Here is a 25,108-nt window from a genome sequence, read left to right on the forward strand (position 1 = left end):
GTGGTCCAGTACGGCAGGTCGCCGTGTTCGGGGTGGCACCGGCCGGGGAAGTCCACTCGCACCAGCCGGAAGCCGTCGTCCGGAAGCGCCTGTGGCGCAGGGAAGATCGTGGTCACCGGACCGCCTCGGGCACGGGATGCCGCCCGGCATTGCGGAAGACCCAGCGCAGGCCGACGAAGCGCAGCAGGGTGGCGACCAGGTTGGCGATCACCAGCACCAGCAGTTCCAGGTGCACCGCAGCATCCGGGGCCCAGTGGTGCAGGGTGTAGAGCGAGCCACTGGTCAGCGCCAGGCCGACGCCGAAGATGACCAGACCCTGGAAGTGGTGCGACACCGCCTGACTGGACCCGCGCACCCCGAAGGTGAAGGCGCGGTTGGCGGCGGTATTGCCGATCGCGGTGACCAGCAGGGCCAGGAAGTTGGCGGCCTGCGCGCCCGTGATGCCCTGCAGCAGGACGTAGAGCAGCAGGTAGGCCAGGGTCGAGGTGACACCGACGATGCCGAAGCGAACCAGCTGCCCGACCATGCCCAGCGGCACGCCCTCCACCAGCGGCTCGCGGCCGATGGCGGCGCGCAGCTCGTGGATGGGCAGCCGGCCGGTGGTCAGCGCGCGACCGACCCGCCAGACGCCGAGCAGGTCCTTGCGGGCGGTGTCGATGATGTCCACCCGGGAGTCCGGGTCGTCGATCCAGTCCACCGGCACCTCGTGGATGCGCAGCCCGATGCGCTCGGCCAGCACCAGCAGTTCGGTGTCGAAGAACCATTCGCCGTCCTCGACGAGCGGCAGCACCAGCTTGGCCACCTCGCCGCGCATGGCCTTGAAGCCGCACTGCGCGTCGGAGAACTTGGCCTGCAGCGAGGCCCGCAGGATCAGGTTGTAGCAGCGGGAGATGATCTCGCGCTTGGGCCCGCGCACCACCCGTGAGGAGGAGGCCAGCCGAGTGCCGATGGCGACATCGGAGTGCCCGGACACCAGCGGCGCGACCAGCGGTAGCAGCGCGTTGAGGTCGGTGGACAGGTCCACGTCCATGTAGGCGACGACCTGGGCGTCGGAGGCCTGCCAGACCTCGCGCAACGCGCGGCCGCGGCCCTTGCGGTCCAGGTGCACCACCCGCACGCCGTCCATCTGGTCGGCCAGCTGCCGGGCCATCTCGAGGGTGTGGTCGGTGGAGGCGTTGTCGGCGATGGTGATGCGCGCCGTGAAGGGGAAGTTCAGCGTGAGGAACGCGTGCAGTCTGCGCACGCAGGGGCCGAGGTCGACCTCCTCGTTGTAGACCGGAACGACCACATCCACGACGGGCGCGGTCACTGCTTCTGCGGGTTCCGCCGCCCGCACGGCGGTTACGGTGTCGTTCATGGTGACCAATCTCGATCACCAGACTCACATCAGTCTGCGGCCTGCCTGGGAGGTTCCTGGGAGCCGCTTGCCTCAGCGTCGATTTCGTGCGTTGCGTGACCCCGGATCGAGATCGCGCGAGCCCCGCCGTGATCGCGCTAGCTCGGTCCGAGATGCAGCCGCCACAGCGGGGAGACCGGTCCGTGTCCTTTGCCCAGGTCGTAGGACGCTTCCAGGCAGCGGAAGGTCCATTCCTTGGCGAAGGCGACCGCGTCGGGGACCGAGTAGCCATGGGCCAGCGCGCAGCAGATGGACGCGGCCAGGGTGTCGCCGCCGCCGTGATCGTTGCCGGTGACCAGGCGCCGGGCGGGGAGCTCGTGGAAGGTGTCGCCGTCGAAGAGCAGGTCGGTGGACTGCTCCGAGGTGCGCAGGTGGCCGCCCTTGACGATGGCCCACTGCGGACCCAGCGCGATGAGCGCCTCGGCGGCCTTGCGGGCGGAAGCGTCGTCGATCACGTCGATGCCGGTGATCAGACGGACCTCGTCGAGGTTGGGGGTGACCACGGTGGCCAGCGGAATCAGGGTGTGGCGCACCGCATCCAGGGCCTCGGCGTGCAGGAGGGCGTCGCCGTGCATGGAGGCGGCGACCGGATCGACCACCAGCGGGATGCTGCCCTGGCGTCCGATGCCGACCTCGCGGCAGACCCCGGCCACGGCCTCGATGATGGCGGTGGAGGCCAGCATGCCGGTCTTGGCCGCGCCGATTCCGATGTCGCCGACCACGGTTCGCACCTGGTCGGCCACGATCTGCGGCGGGATCTCGTGGAAACCGCTGACGCCGACGGTGTTCTGCACCGTCACCGCGGCGACCGCCACGCACGCGTGCACACCGCACAGGGCCATGGTGCGGGAGTCGGCCTGGATACCCGCGCCGCCGCCGGAGTCGGTGCCCGCGATGGTGAGGGCGCGGACCGGGGTGGTGCCGTTCGGGGCAAGCGGTAAGAGTTGCACGGCGCTTATCTTGCCGTGTTCAATTTGCCCTCCGCTTCGCTCCGGGCGGGTTCGCGGCGCTGGAGTCTCGTTCTTCCCTCCCTCCGCTCCTCCGCTTCGCTCCCCCGCTCCACTCAGTCCAGAACGAGACGCGCCGCGAACCAGGGGCGATCAACCATCATTATTGACAATCATTATCATTAAGTCCGTGACTTCAACTCAGCTGCCTGTGACCGTGCTGTCGGGATTCCTCGGTGCGGGCAAGACGACCCTGCTCAACCACATCCTGGCCAACCGGGAGGGCCGCCGGGTGGCGGTCATCGTCAATGACATGAGCGAGGTGAACATCGACGCGGCGCTCGTCGCGGGACAGGGGCACCTGGACCGCACCGAGGAGAGACTGGTCGAGCTCACCAACGGCTGCATCTGCTGCACACTGCGCGAGGACCTCATCGAATCGGTGGGAAAACTGGCGCGGGAGGGGCGTTTCGACCAGCTGGTCATCGAATCCACCGGAATCTCCGAGCCGATGCCGGTGGCGGCCACCTTCGAGTGGGAGTTCGAGGACGGCTTTCAGCTCGGCGAACTCGCGCGTCTGGACACCATGGTGACGGTCGTGGACTGCTCTACCTTCCTCGCCGAAGTGGTGAAGGGGCAGGCCCTGGCCGAGCGGAATCTGCAAGCGGGAGAAGGGGATGCGCGCACCATTGCCGACCTGCTGGTCGATCAGGTCGAGTTCGCGAACGTGCTGGTGCTCAACAAGACCGACCTGGTGAGCGCGAATGCCGTCGGAACCGTGGAGGCCATGATCCGGCGATTGAACCCGGGCGCGCGGATCCTGCGCGCCGCACACGGCGTCGTCGACCTCACCGAAGTTCTCGGCACCGGCCGCTACAACCCCGATCTCGCCGCCCAATTCGAGGGCTGGGACGAGGAATTGGCGGGCGGCCACACCCCCGAAACCGAGGAATACGGCATCAGCAGTCTCACCTTCACCGCCGACCGCCCCTTCCACCCCGAACGCCTCGACGCCGCCCTCGCCCAACTACAGAGACTGCTCCGCAGCAAAGGCTTCTTCTGGCTGGCGAGCCGCCCGCACCTGGCCGCCATCTGGTCCCAGGCCGGCCCGAACCTGACCTTCGAAGCCGGCGCCTACTGGGACGCCCTCGACATGCAACCCGGCCAGGAAATCGTCTTCATCGGCATCAGACTCGACCGTCCCCACGTCCACGACCTCCTGACCTCGGCACTCCTCACCGACGCCGAACTGGCTGCGGGCCACCAGGAATGGCTCACCTACCCCGACCCCTTCCCCTCGTGGGACCCATCCCACAACCACGCCTGATCATCCGAACCGGCGGCGACTGCCCGAGCGACTCCGCCACCTATGACACAGGTCATACGAAGGCGATGTCACAAGACCGGACGATTTCGAGTCTTGTGTGCGAATCGCTGAGAAGGAGTCGCCACCATGAACATCGCCCTGTGGATCTGCGCCGGCCTGCTGGCAGCCGTAGCCCTCTTCGGCGGCCTCACGAAAATCGTCGTCCCCAAGGAGAAGCTGGCCGCCGCCCCCGGCGGCGGCTGGACCGGCGACGCCACCGCCACATTCGTCAAAACCCTCGGCGCCCTGGAAGTCCTGGCCGCCCTCGGCCTCACCCTCCCCGCAGCCCTGGACATAGCCCCGTTCATGGTCCCGGTCACCGCCGTCTGCTGGATCCTGCTGATGATCGGCGCCATGATCACCCACCTCCGCCACGGCGACCGAGCCGCCCTGATCGCCAACGTGCTCTACCTGGCCCTGGCCCTCTTCATCACCGTGGGCCGCTTCTGGCTCCACCCCTTCTGACCAGCACCGAGTGCCTAACCGAGATACGCGCTACCCGATCCCTTGCGCGATCCAGCATTTATCGGGCTGTCGTGGTGTGCGGCGCGGCGGGTTCCGATGTACAGGAGGATTGTCGCGAGCGCCATGATCGGCCAGGGGGTGGGCGCGAGGACGATGGCGCCGATCACGGTCCAGATCCCCAGAATCCAGGGGATGAAGGGCGGTGGCGTGATGTGCCGGTTGTCCAGCCAGAGCACGGTCAGGCCGACCACGATCAGCGGAATGCCGAAGCTGTCCAGGGAGAGCCAGTAGGCGCTGTCCGCCGGGCTCATGGCGGCGAAGTCGTCGCCCCACAGCCCTCCGCTGAACCACGCTCCGGCGTGGCGTGCCGCGTGCTCGATCGTCAATGCGCCCACGGTGTGTGCGGCTCCGAAAAATACGATGAGCCGACCAGCCCACTTGATCATCCGAACTCCCCATTTCTCTTGCGGGGTGCGTGTCTCGTCCCCCGCCAGCCTTGTTGTACGGTGGCGTATAACAGCGAGGGTAGCCCTGATATACGGTGCCGTATAGAAGGCGAGGCGTGAGAGGAGTCACCCTATGGGCGTGGCCCGCACCCCACGCGAGGCGTGGATCGAGCAGGGCTTGCAGACGCTCGTCGACAGCGGCGTGGAAGCGGTCCGCATCGAAGTCCTGGCCAAGCGGCTGGGCGTGACCAAGGGCGGGTTCTACGGTTACTTCCCCGACCGCGCAACCCTTTTGGAGGCGATGCTGGACGTCTGGGAGCACGAGAGCACCGACGAAGTGCTCGAAACCATTGCGCTCGAGGACGACCCGCGGGACAGGATCACGCTCGCCGGCCAATTGACCTTGTCCCCCAGCCGATTGCTCGCAATCGACCTGGCGATCCGGGACTGGGCCCGCCGCGATGAATCGGTCGCCGCCCGGCTCCGCCGCGTCGACGACCGCCGAATGGCCTTGCTACGCGAAACCATCGGCACTTTTTGTTCCGACCCCGACGAGATCGAGGCCCGCAGCCTGCTCGCCTTCTGCCTGGCCATCGGGAACCAGTTCCTCGCCGCCGACCACGGACCTGGCCGCACCCGCGCCCAGGTCCTCGCCCGCGCCGCCGCGATCCTCCTCGACCGCCCCGCAGAGCCGGACCGCTAGCCAGCGAACAACGAATCTGCGCCGAGTCTGCCACGGCGGCACCGGGTTCGGCGAGCACGGCGGTCAGGGCGGCGGTCGCCGGATGGTCAGTGGCGGGCGGCCAGAGCGGTGTGGAGGGTGGCAGCCCACTGTTGGACGATTTCCTTGCGGCGCAGGGAGTCGTCGGTGAGGACATCGGCGAGGCCGAGGCCGCGGGCCAGGTCGAGGGTGGCCTGTACCAGGTGGTGGGCGACCGGATCCGAGTCGTCCACGCCCAGCGCCTCGACGGCCATCCGATGCGAGATGCGGCCGAAGCGGGCTTCCAGGGGGACGATTCGTTCCCGCAGGGCCGGGTCGGCGGCCGCGTGGGTCCACACCTGCAGCGCCGCCTTGAACAGCGGGCTGGTGTAGGACTCGACCAGGCCGGCCACCACCGCCTCGGTGCGCGCGACGCCCTCGGCGACGTCGGCGACCGCGAGGGCGTCGGCCTTGGCCTGGTCCATCCGAGTGTCGAACATGTACTCCAGGGCGGCGGTGATCAGATCCTCACGGGTGGGAAAGTGATGCTGGGCCGCACCGCGCGACACCCCGGCCCGTTCGGCCACCACCGCGACCGTGGCGGCCGCCCAGCCCGTCTGGGCCAGGCAGTCGATGGTCGCCTCCAGCAGCCGCTGCCGGGTGGCCCGGCTGCGGTCCTGCTTGGGTTCGTGGGGTGTCGCCATGGTTGCCTATTCTGCCCAGCTGGGTGGGCGGCGCTGCATGAAGGCCGTGATGCCCTCGATCACCTCGGGGGTGCCGAAGAAGCTCGCGGAGCGTTTGGCCAGGTCCTCGGCCCCGCGGTCGAAGGCCGCGAGCAGGTCCGCGTTGACGAGCTGCTTGGCTTCGGCCAGGCCCTGCGGTGAGCCCTTGCGGAGTTCACCGAGCAACCGCGCGGTCTCGGCCGCGGGGTCGTCGGCGGCGACGGTGATGAGACCGATGCGTTCGGCCTCGGCCGCGTCGAAGGTCTCGCCGGTCTGGAAGTAGCGGGCCGCCGACCGGCCGGTCATGCGCGGCAGCAGGGTCAGCGAGATCATGAACGGGGCCAGGCCGATCCGCACCTCGGTCAGCGCGAAGCTGCTGTTCCGCCCGGCGACCACGAGGTCACAGGCGGCGATGATGCCCATGCCGCCCGCCCGCACATTGCCGTCCACCTGCGCCACCACGGGCTTGGGGATGGCGAGGATGTCGCGCAGCACCGAGATCATCCAGCGGGTGCGGATGTCGGCGGCGGCCGCCGGGTCGGCGTCCACCGCCTCCTTGAGATCCGCGCCCGCGCAGAAGGTGTTGCCGGTGTGGGTGAGCACCACCCCGCGCACCGCGTCGTCCCCGGTCGCCCGCGCCAGGCCCGCGAGCAGTTCGGTGACCAGCCGTGAGCTCAGGGCGTTGCGATTGTGCGGGGAGTCCAGGGTCAGTACCGCGAATCCGTCGCGCACCTCGTAGCGCACGAACGGCGCGTCCGCGGCGGCACCGGCTGTGTCGGTCATCGAATACTCCTGCTGCTGTGTGGCTTTCGGGTGCGGGAGGGACGAGTGGCGGTGGCCGCGCACACCGCCGCCACTCGTCGCCCCCGGTCAGTAGGACCGGGGCAGACCCAGCGAGTGCTGGGCCACGAAATTGAGGATCATCTCGCGGCTGACCGGCGCCACCCGGGCGATGCGGGCAGCGGCCAGCATGCCCGCCAGGCCCACATCCGAGGTCAGGCCGGAACCGCCGTGGGTCTGGATGGCCTGGTCGAGAGCCTTGATACTGGCCTCGGCCGCAGCATATTTCGCCATATTGGCGGCCTCGGCCGCACCGAAGTCGTCACCGGTGTCGTAGAGGAACGCGGCCTTCTGCATCATGACCTTGGCCAATTCCAGATCGATCTTCACCTGCGCCAGCGGGTGCGAGATGCCCTGGTGCGCGCCGATCGGCGCGCCCTTCCACACCGCGCGCTCCTTGGCGTAGGCCACGGCCCGGTCGATGGCGTAGCGACCCATGCCGACCGCCATGGCCGCGCCCATGATGCGCTCCGGGTTCAGGCCCGCGAACAGCTGCGCGATGGCGGCGTCCTCCTGGCCGACCAGGGCGGTGGCGGGCAGCCGCACATCGTCGAGGAACAGCGTGAACTGGTTGTCCGGCTCGAGAATGTCCATCTCCTGCTTCGTCTTCACGAAGCCGGGGGCGTCGGTGGGGACGATGAACAGGGCGGGCTGCAGGTTGCCGGTCTTGGCGTTCTCGGAGCGGGCCACGATGAGCACCGCCTCGGCCTGGTCCACGCCGGAGATGAAGATCTTGCGGCCGTTGAGGATCCAGTCCTCGCCGTCGCGGCGGGCAGTGGTGGTGATCTTGTGCGAGTTGGAGCCCGCGTCCGGCTCGGTGATGCCGAAGACCATCTTCGACGAGCCGTCGGCCAACTTGGTCAGCCAGTGCTGCTTCTGCGCCTCGGTGCCGTACTTGGTGATGATGGTGCCGCAGATGGCGGGCGAGACCACCATGAGCAGCAGGCCGCAGCCCTGCGCCGCCAATTCCTCCTGCACGAGCGCGAGTTCGTAGATGCCCGCGCCACCGCCGCCGTACTCCTCGGGCAGGTTCACGCCCAGGAAGCCGAGCTTGCCGGCCTCGTCCCACAGCTCGTCGAAGGGCTCGTTGCGGCGAGCCTTAGGGCCGGCGTAGTCGCGGAAGTTGTACTTGGCGGCCAGCTTGGCCACCGCGGCTCGCAGCGCCTTCTGCTCGTCGGTCTCGATGAAACTCATTGCCTACTCCTGATCTTCGCTGTGGACCACGGCGAGAACCGTGCCGACCTCGACCTGCTGGCCGGCGGAAACGTTCAATTCGGTGAGCACGCCGGCGGTGGGTGCGGCAATGGTGTGCTCCATCTTCATCGCCTCCAGCCACAGGATGGGCTGGCCCTTCTCGAGCCGGTCGCCGACCGCCGCGCCCAGGCGGATGACCGCACCCGGCATCGGGGCCAGCAGCGAGCCCTCGGCCACCTGGTCGGCCGGGTCCTCGAAGCGCGGCAGGCGGCGCACGGCCACCGGGCCGAGCGGGGAATCCACCGCGACCAGGTCGCCGTAGCGGGCGATCTCGAAGCGCCGGCGCACCGGGCCGCGCTCCCCCGGGACCTGGAGCACCACGAGATCCGGTGTGGCCTCCAGCAATTCGAGGCCGTCGTGGCCCTCGACCTCGACACCCGTGCGGGTCAGGCGGTAGCGCACCTCATGCTTGCCGGTCAGGCGCGACTCGTAGAACTTGGACTGCGGCTGCGACGGCAGATTGCGCCAGCCGCTGGGCAGGCCGCTGCCAACCCGTGCCGCGCGCCGGTTGGCGGCGGCGTCGGCGAGCGCGGCGGCCACGATGGACAGCTGCTCGCCGGTCTCGGAAACCAGTGGCGCCGAGAGCTTCTCGAGATCGTGGGTCGCGAAGAACGCCGTATCGGTGTCGCCCGCCAGGAACGCCGGATGCCGCAGCACCCGCACCAGCAGGTCGCGGTTGGTGACGAGGCCATGAATCTTGGCCCGCTGCAGGGCAGCAGCCAGCAGATGCGCCGCCTCGTCGCGGGTCTCGGCGAAGGAGATGACCTTCGACAGCATGGGGTCGTAGTGCACGCCCACCACGGAACCGTCCACCACGCCGGTGTCCAGGCGCACGCCCGGCTCGGTCAGCACGGTGAATTCGCCCAGGGTGCCGGGGATGTCGAGCTTGTGGACAGGTCCGGACTGCGGCTGCCAGTCGTGGGCCGGATCCTCGGCGTACAGGCGCACCTCGATGGAGTGGCCGCGCATCTCCGGCTGCCGCGCGGGCAGCGCGCGACCGGCGGCCACCTGCAGCTGCAGGCGCACCAGGTCGAGGCCGGTGACCTGCTCGGTGACCGGATGTTCCACCTGCAGACGGGTATTCATCTCCAGGAAGAAGAAGTCGCCCTTCTCGTCGGCCAGGAATTCGACGGTGCCCGCACCCTCGTAGCCGATGGCCTCCGACGCCAGCCGCGCCGCCTCGAACAGCCGCGCCCGCATACCGTCGATCTTCTCGACCAGCGGCGACGGAGCCTCCTCGACGACCTTCTGGTGGCGGCGCTGGATCGAGCACTCGCGCTCGCCGACCGCCCACACGGTGCCGTGGGTGTCGGCCATCACCTGCACCTCGATGTGGCGGCCGGTCTCCAGGTAGCGCTCACAGAACACGGTCGGATCGCCGAAGGCGGACTGGGCTTCCCGCTGCGCCGCCTCGATCTGACCGGTCAGCTCGGACAGTTCGCGCACCACACGCATGCCGCGACCGCCACCGCCGGCGGACGCCTTGATCAGCACCGGCAGCATGTCGGCGGTGACCTCGGCCGGATCCAGCTGCTTCAGCACCGGGACACCGGCGGCGTCCATCATCTTCTTGGACTCGACCTTGGAGCCCATCTGCTCGATGGCCGCGACCGGCGGGCCGATCCAGACGAGGCCGGCGGCCTGCACGGCCTTGGCGAATTCGGCGTTCTCGGAGAGGAATCCGTAGCCGGGGTGGATGGCGTCGGCACCGGCGGCCAGCGCGGCCTCGATGATCAGGTCGGCACGCAGGTAGGTCTCGCCGGGGGTGTTGCCCGGCAGGCGAATTGCGGCATCGGCCTCGGCCACGTGCGGGGCGTTCGCATCGGCATCCGAATAGACGGCAGTGGTCGCGATACCCATCCGACGGCAGGTGGCGAACACCCGTCGTGCGATCTCGCCACGGTTGGCGACCAGAACATTGGTGAGCCCGCCCGTCACCCCACCGCCACCCCTGTGGGAATCGCTTCGCGATACAGTCATTTCTGGCCTCACATCCGGAAGACGCCGAAGCCCTCGGCGCCCTTGATCGGGGAATTGTGGATGGCGGACAACGCCATTCCCAACACCGTGCGGGTGTCACGTGGGTCGATGACGCCGTCGTCGTAGAGGCGGCCCGACATGAACATGGGCAGCGATTCGGCCTCGATCTGCGCCTCGATCATGGCGCGCATCCCGGCGTCGGCCTCCTCGTTGAAGGGCATGCCCTTGGCCTCGGCCGCGGCCCGGCCCACGATGGAGATGACGCCCGCCAGCTGTGCGCCGCCCATGACGGCGGATTTGGCGCTGGGCCAGGCGAACACGAAGCGCGGATCGTAGGCGCGCCCGCACATGCCGTAGTGGCCCGCGCCGTAGGACGCGCCCATGAGCAGCGAGATATGCGGCACCTTCGAATTCGACACCGCGTTGATCATCATCGCGCCGTGCTTGATGATGCCCTTCTGCTCGTACTCCTTGCCGACCATGTAGCCGGTGGTGTTGTGCAGGAACAGCAGTGGCGTGTTCGACTGGTTGGCCAGCTGGATGAACTGGGTGGCCTTCTGCGCTTCCTCGGAGAACAGCACGCCGCGGGCATTGGCGAGAATGCCGACCGGGTAGCCGTGCAGTTCCGCCCAGCCGGTCACCAGGCTGGAACCGTAGAGCGGCTTGAACTCGTCGAAGTCGGAGCCGTCGACCACGCGGGCGATGACCTCGCGCGGATCGAACGGGATCTTGAGGTCGGTCGGCACGATGCCGAGCAGTTCCTCCGAGTCGTACATCGGCTCGATCACCTCGGTGACCGGGCGCGCGGCCGGACCCTGCTTCTGCCAGTTCAGCCGCTTGACGATGGAGCGGCCCAGCCGGATCGCGTCCTGCTCGTCCACGGCCAGGTAGTCGGCCAGACCCGAAATCCGGGCGTGCATTTCGGCGCCGCCGAGGGATTCGTCGTCGGACTCCTCACCAGTGGCCATCTTCACCAGCGGCGGACCGCCCAGGAACACCTTGGAGCGCTCCTTGATCATGACCGTGTAGTCGGACATGCCCGGGACATACGCGCCGCCGGCGGTGGAGTTGCCGAAAACCAGTGCGATGGTGGGGATTCCGGCTGCCGACAGCCGGGTGAGGTCCCGGAACATCCGCCCGCCGGGGACGAACACCTCTTTCTGCGTCGGCAGATCCGCGCCGCCGGACTCGACCAGGCCGATCACCGGCAGCCGGTTCTCCAGCGCGATGTCGTTCATGCGCAGGTTCTTGCGCAGCGTCCACGGATTCGACGTACCGCCGCGCACGGTCGGATCCGGCGCCACGATCATGCACTCGACGCCCTCGACAATGCCGATGCCCGCGATCACGCTGGCGCCCACATGGAAGTCGCTGCCCCAGGCCGCGAGCGGGGCCAGCTCCAGGAACGGCGAATCCTCGTCGATGAGCAGTTCGATGCGCTCACGCGCGGTCAGTTTGCCGCGCTTGCGGTGCCGGGCCATCTTGTCCGGGCCACCGCCCGCGATGTTCTTGGCGTACTCGGCCTCCACCTCGGCCAGCTTGGCCGTCATGGCCTCGGCGGCGGCCTGATAGTCCGCCGAATTCGGGTCTACGGATGTGCGCAGAATACTCAAGACTGGAACCCCAATCGCTTGGCCGCGAGGCTGGTCAGGATCTCGTTGGTGCCGCCGCCGATGCCGAGAATGCGGACATCGCGGTAGTGGCGCTCGACTTCGGACTCACGCATGTAGCCGAGGCCGCCGAAGAGCTGCACCGCCTGGTGGGCAACCCATTCCGCGGTCTCCACGGCGGTGTTCTTGGCGAAGCACACCTCGGCGATCAAATCGGTCTCACGGCGGGCGGCGCGCTCGGCCACGGCGTGTGTGTACACGCGCGCGACATCGATGCGGCGCGCCATCTCCGACAGCGTGTTCTGCACGGCCTGGCGGCTGATCAGCGGGCGGCCGAAGGTCTCCCGGTCCCGGCACCACTGCAGCGTCAGGTCCAGGCAGCGCTGGGCGTGCCCGTACCCCTGCACGGCCAGGCCCACCCGCTCGCTCACGAAAGCCTGTGCGATCTGGGCGAATCCGCTGTTCTCCGGGCCGACCAGGTTCGAGACCGGCACTCGCACATCGACATACGACAGTTCGGCGGTGTCCGAGCACAGCCAGCCCATCTTCTCCAGCTTGCGGCTGACGGTGAACCCGGGCGTGCCCTTCTCCACCACCAGCAGCGACACACCCGCCGCGCCCGGACCGCCCGTACGCACCGCGGTCACCACGAAATCGGCGCGCACACCGGAGGTGATGAAGGTCTTGGACCCGTTCACGATGAAGTCGTCGCCGTCCCGGACCGCCGTGGTCCGCAGATGCCCGACATCCGAACCGCCGCCCGGCTCGGTGATGGCCAGCGATCCGATCTTCTCGCCCGCCAGCGTCGGCCGCACCCAGCGCTCGATGTGCTCGGCATTGCCCGAGGCGATCAGGTGCGGCACCGCGATACCGCAGGTGAACAGGGAGGCGAACAGGCCGCCCGAGCAGCCCGCGTAGTGCAGCTCCTCGGCCACGATGGCGGCGTCGATGCCGTCGCCACCGGAACCGCCGGCGGATTCCGGGAACTGGATGCCCAGCAGCCCCAGCGCACCCGCCTTCTTGTGCAGCTCACGCGGGATCTCGCCGTTGCGCTCCCACTCGTCCAGATACGGCAGTACCTCCCGCTCCGCGAAACCGCGCACGGTGGCGCGCAATTCGCGACGTTCGGGTGTCTGCCACGGGTCTGCATATCCGGCGCTCATACCGCCTCGTTCCCTTCCGCGAGGCCGAACCCTCGCCTGTCACCGGCCCGGCCGGTCCACGGCCGCAGCGCAGGTCCGCCGCGCCGCCTCACGGCAGCAACTCCGCGGGAATGTCCAGGTACCGGGCGCGCAGCCATTCGCCGAGCCCCTTGGCCTGCGGGTCGAAGCGGGCCTGATAGGCCACGCCCTCGCCGAGCAGGCCCTCGACGATGAAGTTCAGCGCCCGCAGATTCGGCAGCACGTGCCGGGTGACCGGCAGCGCGGCGGTCTCGGGCAGCAGGCGGCGCAACTCGTCGACGGTCAGTGTGTGCACCAGCCAGCGCCACTGCTCCTCGGTGCGCACCCAGACGCCGATATTGGCATTGCCGCCCTTGTCGCCACTGCGGGCCAGCGCGATCGCGCCCAGCGGGGCGCGGGTGGTGGCTCCGGCCGGAAGCGGCTGCGGCAGTTCCGGTTCCGCGACCGCACCCAGCTCCAGGGTTTCCCCGGCCGGCGCGATCGCCACCTCGGTGCCGTCCGCCAGGACCGCCGTGTGCGGAATCTCCTTGGAATCCACGTATCCCGGCGTGAACACCCCGTACGGACCGCCATTGCCGGGCGGGGCCGTCAGCGAGAAGCCGGGGAAGCTGGCCAGGGCCAATTCCACGGCGACGCTGGAGAACGCGCGCCCCACCTTGTTCGGATCCGGGTCCCGGACCACACAGCGCAGCAGTGCGCTGGCCTGCTCCTCGGTATCGGCGTCGGGCCGGTCCAGCCGCGCCAGGGTCCACTCCAGCTCGGCGGGCCGTGCCGGCAGCCACGACTCCAGCTGCCGTTGCACCAGTTCGGCTTTGGCCTCGATATCCAGGCCGGTGAGGATGAACTCCATCTCGTTGCGGAATCCGCCGATGGTGTTGGTCGACACCTTGGTCTGCGGCGGCGGGGCCTCCCCGGTCACGCCGCTGATCAGCACCCGGTCGGGGCCCTCCTGGCTCACCTCGATGGTGTCGAGTCGTGTGGTGACATCCGGCCCGGCATAGCGCGCGCTCTGGATCTCGTACATGAGCTGGGCTTTCACCGTGTCCACGGTGACCGCGCCGCCGGTTCCCGCATGCTTGGTGATGACACTGCTGCCATCGCGCCGCACCTCGGCGATCGGGAAGCCCGGCCGCCCCAGATCGGCGATCTCGGTGAAGAAGGCGAAATTGCCGCCGGTGGCCTGGGTGCTGCACTCGATGACGTGCCCCGCCACCACCGCACCGGCCAGCGCGTCGTAATCGGTTCGGCCCCAGCCGAAATGCGCGGCCGCGGGACCGACCACCACCGACGCGTCGGTGACCCGCCCGGTGACCACGATGTCCGCGCCCGCGGTCAGGCATTCGGCGATGCCCCACGCGCCCAGGTAGGCGTTCGCGGTGAGCGGCGCGCCCAGCCCGAGCTCTCCGGCCCGCGCCAGCAGATCGTCACCGGTCACGTACGCGACCTTCGGTGCGAGACCGAGCTTTTCGGCCACCTCCCGCACCCGCTGGGCCAGCCCGGCCGGATTCAGCCCGCCCGCATTGGCGACGATCTTCACCCCGGACTCGAGGGCCAGGCCGAGGCTGCCCTCCAGCTGCTTCACGAAGGTTTTGGCGTAGCCGAGGTTCGCGTCCTTCATGCGATCGCGTCCCAGGATCAGCATGGTGAGCTCGGCCAGATAGTCGCCGGTGAGCACGTCGAGCTGCCCGCCCTCCAGCATCTCCCGCATGGCGCTGAGGCGATCGCCGTAGAACCCGGAACAGTTGCCGATCCGAATCAGATCCGGAGTGTCGGCGAGCTGACTCATGGCGGGCCTCCCTGTACACCTGCGCTGTCACAGCGCGGTCGGCGCAGCCTCTGTGCTGCGGTCGGTTACAGGGTCACATCGGTCCCGGAAAAAATCAAGCCCGCGTGCTTGTTATTTTCCAGAACCCCAGGTCGGGACCGGTCTCCGGTGCGTCGGCAACCTTCAGGCACACTGAACAGGTGTCCTCAGACGTCACCGTGATCGTCCTGCTCGCCCTCGCCGGATTCCTGCTCGGCGGGGCGTACTCGCTGTTCAAGACCTCGCGCCCGCTGGCCATCGGGCTCATCGTCTGCGGCGTGCTCGCGGCCGTGGGCGCGGTGCTCTGGATGACGAACTGACTCTCGGGCCGGCGCGGACCGTCACTCGGCTTCGAGGCGGAAGATGCGGAGATCTTCCGGGACGCCGTTCAGGGGAGCCGCGAAAAAGCTACGGCGATAGGGCTTTACACCCAGGCCGAGCTCCTCGAGCGTCTCCGGGCGCAGCGAGTCCAGCGTCACGCCCGAGAGCATGGTGTTGCCATTGCCGCCCGCCTCCATGACGCGTGCCGCGATGTTCACATCGATGCCGAGCCAGTCGCCGCCGATCTCGCGCGGACTGCCGGTGTGCAGCCCCAGGCGCATCTGCGGGCGATAGCCGTCCACCGATACCGCCGACAGGTTCTCCTTGGCCGCCACCGCCGCCCGCACGGCCCGGTCCGCGGACGGGAACACGGCCATCACGCCGTCGCCCATGCGCTTGACCACGTGGCCGCCGCGATCCACGATGGGCGGCTCGATGGCCTTGGCCACCCGCCGCAGCAGGTCCAGGGTCACCTCGTCCCCCGCGGCCAGGGACCAACTGGAGAAGGCCACCAGATCGGTGAACATGATGGTGATCTCCTGCGGGCCGCGGCCCTTGCCGATCCGCTCCAGCACGGCCTGCCAGACCTGCAACGCACCCAGCCCCAATTCGCGTGCGGCACTGGGGGAATCACCGACCAGTTTGTCCGCCGCGCGGGCCACGGCACGCGCGCCACCGGGCCCGGAGACCGAGAGCGGATCACCGAAGGCCGGATCGCCGGGCAGGTTCTCGCGCGCCTTGCGGATGGCGTCGATGATGTCGCCGCGCTGATTGGCGGCATTGACCATGGCCGAGAGCTGCCCGGGGAAACGGCCGCGCCGCCGCCCGGTCTGTGACTCGTCGGTCTCGTCGGGGTCCTCGGACGGTTCCGCGGGAATCAGGGGGATAACCGCATCCGGGTCGATGCGGGGTTGCCGTGCCCGGCTGCCGGGCGCGTCGCGGGACCGGTTGCGATCGGTTCCCAGTCCGTCCGTACGGTTCGCGTCGGAGGCGCGTTCACCGCCGTCGGAGGGTCGTTCGCTCACGCCCAGAGCGTATCTCAGCGTTCCGTCGCGGAATGGATCAATGATTGCCACCTGACACCTCCCGATCGGTGTAGCGGCCACATCATTGGACCCGCCGAAGGTTTGAGTGTTTTGGTTGCTGTTCCGATGCTACCGACCGTCCAGTACGACGGCCAACCGATCGACGCCGACAGGAAAAGTTAGCTGGAACACACTTTTGGCCCGTTATGACACCGGCCCGATACGGAGAATCCGTATCGGGCCGATGCTCGCCGCCGTGCCGGGCAGTGGCCGGCGGCCCCTAGGGCAGGGTCTGTGCGCGCTCTACGCGTCGCGCTCATTTACCACGAACAACGCGGCCGCGAAGATCAATCCAACAAAGATCGCGAAGTAGACCAGGCCGCCCCACGGACCCCAATGCCAGTACGACGACTTGGCGTCCACGGTGCCCAGGAACAGGCCCGCGTTCTGGAACGGCAGCAGCACCTGGATCTCCCGGCCGACCTTGCCGAACGCGCCGACCATGGGCTCGAGGATGACCGGCCATACGATCAGCAGCGACAGCGCGCCCGCCGACTGCCGGATCAGCGTGCCCACGCCGACCGCCAGGAAGACCACCAGCAGGATGAACAGCGGCACGGCGTAGAAGACCCGTAGATCGCCACTGCTCAGGCTCAGGTGACTGCCCGCGTCGTGATTCACCATGACCTTGAAGATAAAGAAGCCGAGGAAGGTCAGCACCGCACTCAGCAACGCCATAGCAACCCCGATGACGCCGGCTTTGGTGAGCAGCACGGTGGTTCGACCGGGAACCGCGAGGAAGGTGGTCTTGATGGTGCCGAAGCGGTATTCACTGGTGACCGCGAGCGCCGCCAGGATCATGACCATCAGGTAGCCGAAACCCGGAATGCCCTGGGCCAGGCCGGTGATACCGAGGCCCGCCACCGAGTTCTCCGCGTACGGCGCGTCGGCCGCGGTCATCTTGCCCTGGGCCAGCTGATCCTCGAACACCCGCCAGGACGCGTTCAGGGCCAGGCTGAACAGCGCCGCGATACCCAGCGCGAACACCACCAGCAGCGCCGTGCACCAGACCGGGGACTTGGTCGAGGTGAGCTTGATTCGTTCCGCCGCGAGCACTCCCATCAGAGCGCACCTCCCATAACCTGATCGAAGCCTTCGCCGTGGTACTGCACCGCGCCACCGGTCATGCGCATGAACGCCTCCTCCAGCGAGGCGCGCTGCGGCGAGAGCTCGTAGAGCGTGATGTCATTGGCGCCGGCCAGTTTTCCGACCGCGTCGCTGGTGACGCCCGCGACCACCAGGGCCGGGCCCTCCGCGTCCGCAGGTTCTTTACCGGCCGGCCGGGCACCATCCTCGCGGACCGTCATGCCGTTCGAGGTGAGCAGGCTGCGCAGTTGATCCAGCTGCGGACTGCGTACGCGCACAGACTGTTCCGAGGCCTTCTCGATGAAATCCTTTGTGGTGGTGTCGGCAATGAGCCGGCCCCGGCCGATCACGACGAGATGCTCGGCGGTCTGTGCCATTTCGGAGAGCAGATGGCTCGACACCAGCACGGTGCGGCCCTCGCCCGCCAGCCGCTGCATGAAACGGCGGATCCACAGAATGCCCTCGGGATCCAGGCCGTTCACCGGTTCGTCGAACAGCAGCACCTGGGGGTCGCCGAGCAGGGCGCCGGCCAGGCCGAGCCGCTGCGACATGCCGAGGGAGAAACCACCGGCGCTCTTGTTGGCGACCTCGGACAGGCCGACCAGGCGCAGCACCTCCTCCACCCGCGACTGCGGAATGTCATTGGAGGCGGCCATCCACCGCAGGTGCGAGCGCGCGGAACGATTGGGATGCACCCACTTCGCGTCCAGCAGCGCGCCGACGGTATCGAGCGGACGCTTCAGGTCGTGGTACGGCTTACCGTCGATGAGGGCGGTGCCGGAGGTCGGCGTGTCCAACCCCAGGATCATTCGCATGGTGGTCGACTTGCCCGCCCCGTTCGGGCCGAGGAAGCCGGTCACCTGCCCTGGACGGACCGTGAACGACAGGTCCGACACCGCGACGGTCTGGCCGTAGTGCTTGGTCAGGCCTCTCAGTTCGATCATGGCGACCAGTCTTCCCCATGTACGGAGCGCGCACTATCGCTCAATGGTCGCGCGTCGCTCATCCCTGAGGATGACTACGCGGCGGACCGGACTCCGGGTTCAGAACCCGGGCCGGACTTCAGAATCCGGGCGAGGACGCTTGGGCCCAGAAGCGCTTGGGGATTCGACCCGCTTGCCGCGCCAGCCACCCGCCCTCGACCGCGCGGGCCATGGCGGCGGCCATCAGCGCGGGCTGCCGGGCGCGGGTGACCGCGGTGGCCAGCAGGACCGCCGAGCAGCCGAGTTCCATTGCCAGCGCGGCATCACTGGCGGTGCCGATGCCCGCGTCGAGGATGACCGGCACGCCCGCGGCGGCCACGATCATCTCGATATTGTGCGGATTGCCGATACCCAGCCCGGTGCCGATCGGTGAGCCCAGGGGCATGACCGCGACGCAGCCGGTGTCCTCGAGGCGCTTGGCCAGCACCGGGTCGTCGGTGGTGTAGGGCAGCACGGTGAAGCCGTCGTCCACCAATTGCTCTGCGGCGGCGACCAATTCGATGGCGTCGGGCAGCAGGGTGCGCTCGTCGGCGATGACTTCCAGCTTCACCCAATCGGTTTCGAGAGCCTCGCGGGCCAACTGGGCGGTGAGCACCGCCTCGGCGGCCGTCCGGCAGCCGGCGGTATTGGGCAGCGGCGCGATCTCCAGCCGCTCGAGCAGGTCCAGCACGCCGGTGCCGCCCGCGGCGTCCACCCGGCGCATCGCTACCGTGGTGAGCTCGGTGCCCGAGGCGACCAGGGCCTCCTCCAGCACGGCCAGGTTCTCCGCCCCACCGGTGCCCATGATCAGCCGCGAGCCGAACTCACGGCCGGCGATGACCAGCGGCGCTGTGCTCGATGCGGCGTGCGCGGGGCCCTGCGTGGTTACGCGAGCAAGCGCGGAGGGGCGGAGCGACGCCTCCTGGCCCTGCGCTCCCGCCGGCGCGCTAGCCACCCTGCACCGCCGTCAGCACCTCGATCTCCCAGCCGCGGCCGACCGGCTCGTCCCAGCGGGACCTGGGGAACACCGCGCCGTCGATGGCCAGCGCCACGCCCTGGCACGGCAGGTTCAGCCGTTCCAGCAGCTGCCGGATGGTGAGCTCGTCGGGGAAAACATGATCCTCGCCATTGACGGTGACGCCGACCGGGATTGCGGTCATCGGACTCCTCCTGGGTGAAACGGTGCGGCGGTGGTGAACCGGCGCGGATCCGCGGCGCGCGCCTCGGGCAGCTCGGTGTCGGCGAGCAGCGCCAGGACGGCGGCGGCGGTGACCGGGGTGTCGAGAATGCCGTTGCGGCCGTGTCCCGCGGCCACGATCACCCGCTCGTCCAGGTAACCGATCAGCGGCAGATTGTCGGGCGAGCCCGGGCGCGAACCCGCGATGGCCTCGGCGAATTCGTACTCGCCGATACCCGGCAGCACGGCCTCGGCATCGGTGACCAGGTCGCGGACACCGGCGACGGTGACGGCGTTGTCGAACCCGACTTCGTATTGTGTTGCACCCAGCACGATTCCGTCACGCCGCGGCACAAGATATATGGGCCGGCCGTGCACCCGGGCCCGGACCACGCGGGCGGGCGCGGGCGGGGCGCTGGGGCGACGGCGCAGGCGCAGGATCTCACCCTTCACCGGGCGCACCGGCAGACCGGGCCACAGGTCGGCGGCCGCGGCGCCGGTGGCGAGCACGATGCGATCGTGCGGCAGGCCCGCCGGCGACTCCACCCGCTCCGCGCGGAACTCGACTCCGGCCGCGGCACAGGCGGTTCGGAGCGCGGTCACCAGGGCGCGATTGTCCACGGCAGGTTCGGCGACGGCGAGCAGTCCGGCGCGCACGCCGCGGCCCAGGCCGGGTTCGGCGGCGCGTACCCCGGCGCGGTCCAGCAGGCGCAGCTCGTGGCCGCGGGCATTCACCCAGTCGGCGATGGTGCGCAGGTCGGCGGCATCGGCGCCGTCCAGGGCGACGGTCAGGGTCTGGTCGGCGACGAAGACATCGGTGCCGGTGACGGCCCGCAGCTCGGCGGCGAAACCGGGCCAGCGGATCAGGGAGGCGGCGCCGAAGGCGAGAGCGGCGTCCTCACCGGGCCAGCCCTCCGAGAGCGGGGCGAGCATGCCGCCCGCCACCCAGGAGGATCCGGAGCCCACGGCCGGGTCGAAGAGGGTGACGGTCCAGCCCGCTCCGGCGGCACGCCAGGCTACCGAAAGTCCGATCACACCGCCGCCGACGACGGCCAGAGTCCGCATGTGAATCCACCTAACTCATCCCGGCATCCGCGGGACCTGCATATATGTCGCGCGAAACAGTGGACTCGGCGGGAGCGTCGCGCGGCTGTACGCCGGGTGCCCTCCCTCGGGTCGTTTCGACTCGAACACCGTAGCGCGACTACCGTCGAAGCTGTGCAACCCTCCCACCCGAACCGGCCCGCCACCCCACGGGAACGCCTCGCCACCGCGCGGCTGTACCTGTGCACCGATGCCCGCCGGGACCGGGGTGACCTGGCGGAGTTCGCCGAGGCGGCCCTGGCCGGTGGCGTCGACATCATCCAGCTGCGGGACAAGGGCTCGCCCGGGGAGAAGCAGTTCGGGCCGCTCGAGGCCAAGGCCGAACTGGGTGCGCTGGCCGAACTGAAGGCCGCCGCCCGCCGCCACGGCGCCCTGGTCGCGTGCAACGACCGCGCCGATATCGCGCTCGCGGCCGGGGTGGACGTGCTGCACCTGGGCCAGGGCGACCTGCCGCCCTGGTACGCGCGGCAGATCCTGGGCGGCGAGGTGGTGCTGGGCCGGTCCACGCACAATCGCGCGCAGGCCGGACTGGCCGCGGTGGACGAGCACATCGACTACTTCTGCACCGGGCCGGTGTACGCCACCCCGACCAAGCCGGGCCGCACCCCCGCGGGCATCGACCTGGTCCGGTCCACCGCTGATTCGCACACGCAGCGCCCGTGGTTCGCCATCGGCGGCATCGATGCCCGCACCCTGCCCGAGGTGCTGGACGCGGGCGCGACGCGAATCGTGGTGGTGCGGGCCATTACCGAGGCCGACGATCCGCAGGCCGCCGCCCGCGCTATCAAGCAGCGGATCCTGGAGAACGACCGCTAGCTAGCCGACCGGGTCGAGGCGGATCGGGACGCCGTTCAGGTTGGACATGCCCGCGAGGCGTTCCACATCGGCGAGATCGGTGGACATCAGGTCGTTCACGTTCGCGCCCCCGGCGGCATTGGCGCGCTGCCAGCCGCCGTCGTGACCCCAGCCGTGCGGAATGGCCACGGTGCCCTCGGTCATGTCCTCGGTGAGCCGGGCGGTCACCTCGATGGCGCCGTGCGCGGAGGTGACCCGGCAGCGGTCGCCGTCGGAAATGCCCGCCACCGCCGCGTCTTTGGGGTTGATGCGGGCGGCATGCTCGCGGTCGCCGCGCATGAGCGGCTCGGCATTGTGCATCCACGAGTTGTGCGATTTCAGTTCACGCAGGCCGATGACGCGCAGCGGATAGGCCGGATCGGCCGGCCGCGCGCTGAGGGCGCGAAGCTCGCCGATGATCTCGTCCGGGTGCCGGTGCGGCCGTAGACCGCGGCGGATTCGGCGCGGGCCAGATCGCGGGCCAGGGCGCGCACCCGATCGGGTTCGAGGCCGGTGACCTCGGCGGTGTCTTCGGGCGTGAAACGCGCTACGGCATCCCGTAGTTCACGTGCGCCGCCGACCTGGCGGCGAGCACCAGCTTCCCGTCCTCGACGGTGGCGATCAGCCCGCAGAGGGGCTCACAGATTCGGCAGTAGGTGGGAACCTCGTGCGTTGTCACGCCTCAAGACAACACCTGGTCCAGAGTGAGGAACAACACATTTCCGGCCAAATCGGTCTGTTCCGTGACCGATTCGGGCGCGCCGATGCGGGCGGTGCGGCCGGCCCCGGCGCCGTTCGAATGCAGCCAGAGGAATCCCTGCCCGGCCAGATCCAGGGTGCGCGGCAACGCGGCCGCCACCGCGCCGGTATCGGCGATTCCCTCGAGACTGATCAGGGTGGGCGTGGCGCGCAGGACGGGCCAGGCGGCGGCGAAGCCTGGGTGCAGCGGCCGGTCCTCGACCTCGTCCTCGGGCACCCAGACCAGGTCCTGACTCTCCTGGTTGCCGCGGGTGCGCAGCTGATCGGCGGCATCGGCGATGACGGTGGTGTAGGTCCAGCCACTGGGCGCGGTCGCGGTCACGCGGGATCCGCGCACCCGGATCGAGCCGGGCGCGATGCCCGCCTCCTCCTCGGCCTCGCGGACGGCGGCGTGCACGCTGGTCTCATGGGAGTCGCGGGCTCCGCCGGGCAGCGCCCAGGTGCCGCCCTGATGGGTCCAGGCGGCCCGATGATGCAGCAGGACTGCAGATCCACCACCGGCCAGCGGGGCGCGCAGCAACAGTCCGGCAGCGCCGAAACGACCCCACTGGCGGGTGCCATCCGGACTCTCCGCCCACCCGTCCCCATCACCACGCATCTTCGCAATCCCATCGTCCGGCCGCACTGCCGTGCACAGTCCCCGCTCAGCGGAGCACACCGCGGGGATTCCCGTGTCACAGCGGCAGTACGTCCACAATAAGCTCATCCGGTAGAGACAAGTCGGTCGTTCGATATCGGTCAGTAGGAGGTGAGGATGGCTCGCACCAAGGAATTGCGACCCGCGGAGCTGTCCCCCCGCGCCGCCGCGGCGGCCTGGCGCGAACGCTTCGCGACCACCGAACTGCGCAGTTTCGCCCAGTCCTCCCCGGCCAAACTCATCGCCATCGGGCTGGTCCTGCTGAGCCTGTGCGTGGCGGCCGGCACCGTGACCGCCACCACGGTGACCGACCGGCAACACGCCCTGGACGTCCTGCTGGATCAGTCGGAGCCCGATGCCTATTCGGCGCAGCGGCTCTACACCTCGCTGTCGGTGGCCGACGCCTCGGCCGGTGCCGCCTTCATTTCCGGTGGGCTGGAATCGAAGCCGGTGCGCGACCGGTATAACCAGGCGGTCGGCGAGGCCGCGGCCGAACTGGTGACCCAGTCCAATCGCAGTGACGGGGACAGGGATACGCGGCTGCGCAGCGGCATCGCCACCGGACTGCCGGTGTACACCGGCGTCGTCGAGACCGCGCGGGCCAACAACCGCGCCGGGGAACCGGTGGGCGCGGCCTATCTGAGCGAGGCGTCCAACCTCATGCAGGGAACGCTGCTGCCGATGGCGCAGGAACTGCAGGAGCACCGGTCCACCGCCATCACCGCCACCCAGCGCACCCACGTGCGCCCGCCCTGGCCCGCCATCCTGCTGCCGCTGCTGGTGGTGGCGGCGCTGATCGCGGCACAGCTGTTCCTGTACCGGCGCTGGCACCGGGTGCTGAATCTCGGGCTGCTGCTGGCCACCGGGACCATGGTGGTGCTGCTGGCCTGGACGGTGATCGCGGGCATCATCTCCGCGGTGGACACCACCCACGCCCGCGACCAGGGCAGCACCCCCACGACGGCGCTCACCCAGAGCCGCATCCTGGCCCAGCAGGCCCGCACCGCGGAGACCCTCAAGCTGGTGCGCCGCGACACCAGCGCGGACTACGACAAGGCCTACGACCAGGCCATCGACAAACTGCGAAACATCCTGTCCGGCTATCGAACCGACGCGCCCGGTGCGAGCGACGTGCAGACCGCGGCGGCCGCCCTGGACCGCTGGCGGGCCGCGCACCAGCGCATGAACGACGCATTGTCCAAGGGCGACTTCATCGGCGCGGCCGCGGTCGCCACCGGGCCGGGCGCCAACGAGGCCGCCGCCCAGACCGACGCGCTGGACCGCGCGCTCGGCGACGGCATCGCCGACGGCCGGAACATGCTGCGCACCGACACCTCGCACGCCGCCCGCACGCTGGACCTGCTCGGCCCCGGGGCACTGGTGCTGAGCACCGCCGCCGCCGTGCTGATCGCGGCCGGGCTCTGGCCCCGACTGCGGGAGTACCGATGACCCGAAGATCCGTCCGCTCCCTGACTCTCGCGATCCTGGCCGCGGCCGTGGCCTGCACGGCCGCCTGCGGGGACACCAGTCCTCCGCCGCCCGCGCCCTCGACCCGGGTGCCCAGCTATGTCGAGCCGCCGCTGCCGTCGGGAGCCGTTGCGGCACAGACCCAGACCGCGCCGCCGCCGGAGGTGACCGACTGCGGTGACCCGACCGCGAGCCTGCGGCCCAATGGCACCAGGAGCGGGCCGGACATCGACGCCATCCGAGCGCGAGGGCGGCTGCTGGTGGGCCTGGACCCGGGCAGCAATCTGTTCAGCTTCCGGGATCCGGCCAGCGGCACGCTCGCCGGATTCGATGTGGAGATCGCCCGCGAGCTGGCCCGGGACCTGCTGGGCGATCCGGCGGCGCTGGAGTTCCGGATCCTCGGCTCGGCGGACCGCGAGCGGGCGCTGCAGGAGCACACCGTGGACGTGGTGGTGAAGACCATGACCATCAATTGCCAACGGCGGCAGACGGTTACCTTCTCCACCTCGTATCTGCAGGCGCATCAGCGCGTGCTGGCCGTGCGCAACTCCGGCATCAACGGCCTCACCGATCTGGCGGGCAAACGGCTGTGCTTGGTCAACGGCACCACCTCGCTGGACCTGGTCCGGCGCGCGCAGCCCGCCGCGTCCATCCTCACCGTGCCCACCTGGGCCGACTGCCTGGTGGTGCTGCAGCAGCGGCAGGTGGACGCGGTCAGCACCGACGACACCGTGCTGGCCGGGCTGGCCGAGCAGGATCCGGCCACCGAGGTGGTCGGCCCCGACCTGAGCACCGAGCAGTACGGGATCGGCATCGCCAAGGGCGCGGACGATCTGGTCCGCTTCGTCAACGGCACCCTGGAACGCCTTCGCGCGGACGGGACCTGGAACCGGCTCTACCGCCGCTGGCTGGTGACCGAACTCGGCGACGCCGCCATTCCGCCGCCCCCGAGGTATCAGGACTGA

At 69.4% G+C, this 25,108-nt stretch carries 26 protein-coding genes; 7 read left to right on the forward strand and 19 right to left on the reverse strand.

The annotated features are described in order from the left end of the window. Positions 1 to 112: 112 nt before the first annotated feature. Positions 113 to 1,357, reverse strand: a complete 1,245-nt coding sequence (locus tag AB0L60_RS28485; protein WP_364619776.1) for a bifunctional glycosyltransferase family 2/GtrA family protein — start codon at positions 1,355 to 1,357, stop codon at positions 113 to 115. Between the two features lie 137 nt (positions 1,358 to 1,494). Further along, the gene (gene thiD / locus AB0L60_RS28490; protein WP_364619779.1) at positions 1,495 to 2,346 is read right to left on the reverse strand and encodes a bifunctional hydroxymethylpyrimidine kinase/phosphomethylpyrimidine kinase; all 852 of its coding nucleotides are present in this window, start codon (positions 2,344 to 2,346) and stop codon (positions 1,495 to 1,497) included. A 187-nt stretch (positions 2,347 to 2,533) separates the two neighbouring features. On the opposite strand from thiD, the gene AB0L60_RS28495 reads away from it, so the two are divergent. Together AB0L60_RS28495 and AB0L60_RS28500 are read left to right on the forward strand one after the other, a co-directional pair. Then, positions 2,534 to 3,670: a GTP-binding protein gene (locus tag AB0L60_RS28495; protein ID WP_364619782.1), complete on the forward strand. Its 1,137-nt coding sequence runs from the start codon at positions 2,534 to 2,536 to the stop codon at positions 3,668 to 3,670. 126 nt (positions 3,671 to 3,796) lie between these two features. Continuing rightward, positions 3,797 to 4,174 (forward strand): DoxX family protein, encoded by a 378-nt coding sequence (locus AB0L60_RS28500; RefSeq protein ID WP_364619785.1) that lies wholly within the window; start codon positions 3,797 to 3,799, stop codon positions 4,172 to 4,174. 14 nt (positions 4,175 to 4,188) lie between these two features. Here the strand turns inward: AB0L60_RS28500 and AB0L60_RS28505 are convergent, their stop codons facing one another. Further along, complete coding sequence (locus AB0L60_RS28505; protein WP_364619787.1) at positions 4,189 to 4,620, reverse strand: DUF6463 family protein; 432 nt, start codon at positions 4,618 to 4,620, stop codon at positions 4,189 to 4,191. A gap of 133 nt (positions 4,621 to 4,753) precedes the next feature. On the opposite strand from AB0L60_RS28505, the gene AB0L60_RS28510 reads away from it, so the two are divergent. Continuing rightward, complete coding sequence (locus AB0L60_RS28510) at positions 4,754 to 5,323, forward strand: TetR/AcrR family transcriptional regulator (RefSeq protein WP_364619790.1); 570 nt, start codon at positions 4,754 to 4,756, stop codon at positions 5,321 to 5,323. A gap of 86 nt (positions 5,324 to 5,409) precedes the next feature. Here AB0L60_RS28510 and AB0L60_RS28515 read toward each other — a convergent pair whose 3' ends face one another. The 7 genes from AB0L60_RS28515 to AB0L60_RS28545 all read right to left on the reverse strand — a co-directional run bounded on the left by AB0L60_RS28515 (position 5,410) and on the right by AB0L60_RS28545 (position 14,693). After that, positions 5,410 to 6,024, reverse strand: coding sequence for a TetR/AcrR family transcriptional regulator (locus AB0L60_RS28515; RefSeq protein ID WP_364619792.1), 615 nt, complete (start codon positions 6,022 to 6,024; stop codon positions 5,410 to 5,412). Positions 6,025 to 6,030: 6 nt separating this feature from the next. Beyond that, on the reverse strand, positions 6,031 to 6,825 hold the full coding sequence (locus AB0L60_RS28520; protein ID WP_364619795.1) for an enoyl-CoA hydratase family protein: 795 nt from the start codon (positions 6,823 to 6,825) through the stop codon (positions 6,031 to 6,033). Between the two features lie 87 nt (positions 6,826 to 6,912). Further along, on the reverse strand, positions 6,913 to 8,076 hold the full coding sequence (locus AB0L60_RS28525) for an acyl-CoA dehydrogenase family protein (protein ID WP_364619798.1): 1,164 nt from the start codon (positions 8,074 to 8,076) through the stop codon (positions 6,913 to 6,915). Between the two features lie 3 nt (positions 8,077 to 8,079). Beyond that, positions 8,080 to 10,074: a biotin carboxylase N-terminal domain-containing protein gene (locus tag AB0L60_RS28530; RefSeq protein WP_364619801.1), complete on the reverse strand. Its 1,995-nt coding sequence runs from the start codon at positions 10,072 to 10,074 to the stop codon at positions 8,080 to 8,082. A gap of 50 nt (positions 10,075 to 10,124) precedes the next feature. Beyond that, entirely contained in the window at positions 10,125 to 11,729 is a 1,605-nt protein-coding gene (locus tag AB0L60_RS28535; RefSeq protein WP_364619804.1) for a carboxyl transferase domain-containing protein, read from the reverse strand. Next, on the reverse strand, positions 11,726 to 12,889 hold the full coding sequence (locus tag AB0L60_RS28540; protein ID WP_364619807.1) for an acyl-CoA dehydrogenase family protein: 1,164 nt from the start codon (positions 12,887 to 12,889) through the stop codon (positions 11,726 to 11,728). Before AB0L60_RS28540 ends, AB0L60_RS28535 begins: the two co-directional genes overlap by 4 nt. 88 nt (positions 12,890 to 12,977) lie before the next feature. Further along, on the reverse strand, positions 12,978 to 14,693 hold the full coding sequence (locus AB0L60_RS28545) for an acyclic terpene utilization AtuA family protein (RefSeq protein ID WP_364619811.1): 1,716 nt from the start codon (positions 14,691 to 14,693) through the stop codon (positions 12,978 to 12,980). 179 nt (positions 14,694 to 14,872) lie between these two features. Here AB0L60_RS28545 and AB0L60_RS28550 point away from each other — a divergent pair, with 179 nt between their 5' ends. Then, complete coding sequence (locus AB0L60_RS28550) at positions 14,873 to 15,031, forward strand: hypothetical protein (protein WP_364619814.1); 159 nt, start codon at positions 14,873 to 14,875, stop codon at positions 15,029 to 15,031. 21 nt (positions 15,032 to 15,052) lie between these two features. Here AB0L60_RS28550 and AB0L60_RS28555 read toward each other — a convergent pair whose 3' ends face one another. The 6 genes from AB0L60_RS28555 to thiO all read right to left on the reverse strand — a co-directional run bounded on the left by AB0L60_RS28555 (position 15,053) and on the right by thiO (position 20,407). Then, entirely contained in the window at positions 15,053 to 15,910 is an 858-nt protein-coding gene (locus AB0L60_RS28555; protein WP_364620044.1) for an adenylate/guanylate cyclase domain-containing protein, read from the reverse strand. A gap of 450 nt (positions 15,911 to 16,360) precedes the next feature. Then, positions 16,361 to 17,179, reverse strand: coding sequence for an ABC transporter permease (locus AB0L60_RS28560; protein ID WP_364619816.1), 819 nt, complete (start codon positions 17,177 to 17,179; stop codon positions 16,361 to 16,363). Then, positions 17,179 to 18,147 carry an ABC transporter ATP-binding protein gene (locus tag AB0L60_RS28565; RefSeq protein WP_364619819.1) on the reverse strand — a complete coding sequence of 323 codons (969 nt, stop codon included), beginning with the start codon at positions 18,145 to 18,147 and terminating at the stop codon, positions 17,179 to 17,181. The genes AB0L60_RS28560 and AB0L60_RS28565 overlap by 1 nt, the downstream gene beginning before the upstream one ends. A 118-nt stretch (positions 18,148 to 18,265) precedes the next feature. Continuing rightward, positions 18,266 to 19,009: a thiazole synthase gene (locus AB0L60_RS28570; RefSeq protein ID WP_364620047.1), complete on the reverse strand. Its 744-nt coding sequence runs from the start codon at positions 19,007 to 19,009 to the stop codon at positions 18,266 to 18,268. A gap of 103 nt (positions 19,010 to 19,112) precedes the next feature. After that, positions 19,113 to 19,325, reverse strand: a complete 213-nt coding sequence (gene thiS / locus AB0L60_RS28575; RefSeq protein ID WP_364619822.1) for a sulfur carrier protein ThiS — start codon at positions 19,323 to 19,325, stop codon at positions 19,113 to 19,115. After that, positions 19,322 to 20,407, reverse strand: coding sequence for a glycine oxidase ThiO (thiO, locus tag AB0L60_RS28580; protein WP_364619826.1), 1,086 nt, complete (start codon positions 20,405 to 20,407; stop codon positions 19,322 to 19,324). Before thiO ends, thiS begins: the two co-directional genes overlap by 4 nt. A gap of 153 nt (positions 20,408 to 20,560) precedes the next feature. Between thiO and thiE the strand changes: the two genes are divergently transcribed. Beyond that, on the forward strand, positions 20,561 to 21,262 hold the full coding sequence (gene thiE, locus AB0L60_RS28585; RefSeq protein WP_364619829.1) for a thiamine phosphate synthase: 702 nt from the start codon (positions 20,561 to 20,563) through the stop codon (positions 21,260 to 21,262). Here thiE and AB0L60_RS28590 read toward each other — a convergent pair whose 3' ends face one another. From AB0L60_RS28590 to AB0L60_RS28600, 3 genes are all read right to left on the reverse strand, one after another. Then, on the reverse strand, positions 21,263 to 21,739 hold the full coding sequence (locus AB0L60_RS28590; RefSeq protein WP_364620050.1) for a molybdopterin dinucleotide binding domain-containing protein: 477 nt from the start codon (positions 21,737 to 21,739) through the stop codon (positions 21,263 to 21,265). It lies immediately after the preceding gene. Positions 21,740 to 21,827: 88 nt separating this feature from the next. After that, positions 21,828 to 21,959: a hypothetical protein gene (locus AB0L60_RS28595; protein ID WP_364619832.1), complete on the reverse strand. Its 132-nt coding sequence runs from the start codon at positions 21,957 to 21,959 to the stop codon at positions 21,828 to 21,830. Positions 21,960 to 21,962: 3 nt separating this feature from the next. Continuing rightward, on the reverse strand, positions 21,963 to 22,637 hold the full coding sequence (locus tag AB0L60_RS28600; RefSeq protein ID WP_364619835.1) for an NUDIX domain-containing protein: 675 nt from the start codon (positions 22,635 to 22,637) through the stop codon (positions 21,963 to 21,965). Between the two features lie 156 nt (positions 22,638 to 22,793). Between AB0L60_RS28600 and AB0L60_RS28605 the strand changes: the two genes are divergently transcribed. Both AB0L60_RS28605 and AB0L60_RS28610 read left to right on the forward strand, forming a co-directional pair. Beyond that, the gene (locus AB0L60_RS28605; RefSeq protein ID WP_364619838.1) at positions 22,794 to 24,125 is read left to right on the forward strand and encodes a hypothetical protein; all 1,332 of its coding nucleotides are present in this window, start codon (positions 22,794 to 22,796) and stop codon (positions 24,123 to 24,125) included. Next, positions 24,122 to 25,108, forward strand: coding sequence for a glutamate ABC transporter substrate-binding protein (locus AB0L60_RS28610; protein WP_364619841.1), 987 nt, complete (start codon positions 24,122 to 24,124; stop codon positions 25,106 to 25,108). The genes AB0L60_RS28605 and AB0L60_RS28610 overlap by 4 nt, the downstream gene beginning before the upstream one ends.

This window comes from Nocardia sp. NPDC051981 (genome assembly GCF_040680715.1).
Classification (GTDB): domain Bacteria; phylum Actinomycetota; class Actinomycetes; order Mycobacteriales; family Mycobacteriaceae; genus Nocardia.

Coding starts and splice junctions, on each gene's coding strand:
- AB0L60_RS28485 (WP_364619776.1), bottom strand. CDS start 1,357: ATGAACGACACCGTAACCGCCGTGCGGGCGGCGGAACCCGCAGAAGCA.
- AB0L60_RS28500 (WP_364619785.1), top strand. CDS start 3,797: ATGAACATCGCCCTGTGGATCTGCGCCGGCCTGCTGGCAGCCGTAGCC.
- AB0L60_RS28505 (WP_364619787.1), bottom strand. CDS start 4,620: ATGATCAAGTGGGCTGGTCGGCTCATCGTATTTTTCGGAGCCGCACAC.
- AB0L60_RS28510 (WP_364619790.1), top strand. CDS start 4,754: ATGGGCGTGGCCCGCACCCCACGCGAGGCGTGGATCGAGCAGGGCTTG.
- AB0L60_RS28515 (WP_364619792.1), bottom strand. CDS start 6,024: ATGGCGACACCCCACGAACCCAAGCAGGACCGCAGCCGGGCCACCCGG.
- AB0L60_RS28520 (WP_364619795.1), bottom strand. CDS start 6,825: ATGACCGACACAGCCGGTGCCGCCGCGGACGCGCCGTTCGTGCGCTAC.
- AB0L60_RS28525 (WP_364619798.1), bottom strand. CDS start 8,076: ATGAGTTTCATCGAGACCGACGAGCAGAAGGCGCTGCGAGCCGCGGTG.
- AB0L60_RS28540 (WP_364619807.1), bottom strand. CDS start 12,889: ATGAGCGCCGGATATGCAGACCCGTGGCAGACACCCGAACGTCGCGAA.
- AB0L60_RS28545 (WP_364619811.1), bottom strand. CDS start 14,693: ATGAGTCAGCTCGCCGACACTCCGGATCTGATTCGGATCGGCAACTGT.
- AB0L60_RS28560 (WP_364619816.1), bottom strand. CDS start 17,179: ATGGGAGTGCTCGCGGCGGAACGAATCAAGCTCACCTCGACCAAGTCC.
- AB0L60_RS28565 (WP_364619819.1), bottom strand. CDS start 18,147: ATGATCGAACTGAGAGGCCTGACCAAGCACTACGGCCAGACCGTCGCG.
- thiS (WP_364619822.1), bottom strand. CDS start 19,325: ATGACCGCAATCCCGGTCGGCGTCACCGTCAATGGCGAGGATCATGTT.
- thiO (WP_364619826.1), bottom strand. CDS start 20,407: ATGCGGACTCTGGCCGTCGTCGGCGGCGGTGTGATCGGACTTTCGGTA.
- AB0L60_RS28600 (WP_364619835.1), bottom strand. CDS start 22,637: ATGCGTGGTGATGGGGACGGGTGGGCGGAGAGTCCGGATGGCACCCGC.
- AB0L60_RS28605 (WP_364619838.1), top strand. CDS start 22,794: ATGGCTCGCACCAAGGAATTGCGACCCGCGGAGCTGTCCCCCCGCGCC.
- AB0L60_RS28610 (WP_364619841.1), top strand. CDS start 24,122: ATGACCCGAAGATCCGTCCGCTCCCTGACTCTCGCGATCCTGGCCGCG.